The organism is Mesorhizobium sp. M1E.F.Ca.ET.041.01.1.1 (genome assembly GCF_003997355.1).
In the GTDB taxonomy this organism is placed as follows: domain Bacteria; phylum Pseudomonadota; class Alphaproteobacteria; order Rhizobiales; family Rhizobiaceae; genus Mesorhizobium.
Genome location: NZ_RZSL01001052.1, coordinates 1 through 1,195 on the forward strand (window position 1 = coordinate 1; position 1,195 = coordinate 1,195).

At 64.4% G+C, this 1,195-nt stretch carries 1 protein-coding gene; it reads right to left on the reverse strand.

What is annotated here, in order from left to right; translation table 11 throughout:
• Positions 1–1,147, reverse strand: a 1,147-nt coding sequence (locus EOA38_RS37260; RefSeq protein ID WP_127301558.1) for a trimethylamine methyltransferase family protein, incomplete at its 3' end; no start/stop codon positions are given.
• Positions 1,148–1,195 lie beyond the last annotated feature (48 nt).

The window sequence follows — 1,195 nt, forward strand, 5'->3', positions numbered from 1 at the left end:
CCTGGATGGCGCCCCACAGCGAGAAGACGCTCTCATAGGCCGCCTGGGCGTCGACCGTGTTGGCGGCGCAGGTGTTGGAGGTGCGATAGGGAATTTGATAACGGCGGGCGAGCTGGCCGCCGACGAGTTGCGCCTTCATGTATTCGGGTGTGCCGAAGGCCGGCGCGCCGGACTTCATGTCGACGTTGGAGGTGAAGCCGCCATAGCCGACCGGCGCGCCCTTCTTCACCATCTGCGCGAAGGCGATGCCGGAGAGCGCCTCGGCGTTCTGCTGCACCAGCGCACCGGCGATGGTGACAGGCGCCATGGCGCCGGAGAGCGTGAAGGGCGTGACGATGACGGCCTGCCCCTTGCTCGCCATCTGGATGATGCCTTCCATCATCGGCACGTCGAGCTTGAGCGGCGAATTGGTGTTGATGATGGTGAAGACCGACGGTTCCTCCATCAGCTGCTCGTGGCTGACGCCGCGGGCGATGCGGGCGATTTCGATGCCGTCGACATTGCGCTCCTTGCCGAGCGAGTAGATGTGGAAGACCTTGTCGGTCAGCGTGGCGAGGTCGCGGATGCATTCGAGGTGCCGGATCGAGGGATGGATGTCGATCGGCTCGACCGGATAGCCGCCGGTGCACTGCAGGATGTTGTGCATCTGCGCCAGGCGCAGGAAGTTGCGGTAATCCGCCTGGTTGCCGGGCCGCCGGCCGCGATCGAGGTCGGAGCAATTGGGCGCCGAAGCCATCATCGAAAGGATGACGTTGTTGCCGCCGAAGCGCAGATTATGCGCCGGATTGCGGGCATGAAGCGTGAATTCCTGCGGGCAGTGCGCAATGAGTTCGAGGATCATGTCGCTGTCGAAGTGCACGCGCTCGCTGCCGTCGCGGACATCTGCGCCATGCGCCTTCATGATGCGGCGGGCTTCCTCGTGCAGCACGTCGACGCCGATTTCCTTCAAGACACGCAGCGATGCGAGGTGGATCGATTCCAATTCGTCGTCGGAGACGAACTTCGTCGGCGTCAGTGGGTTCTTCAACTGACGGAAAGCAGGCTGCTCGAAGGCGGCCGATCCGCCGGCGCGCTTTCCCGCACGGCCGCCGCGGCGGGCGCGATCGGTTGCCAATGCCGGTTCGGCGGGATGAAGAGCGGCGGTCATGAGAAGCCTCGTGAGGATGCGAAAGTGGCCGGCATAATGGACCGGCGG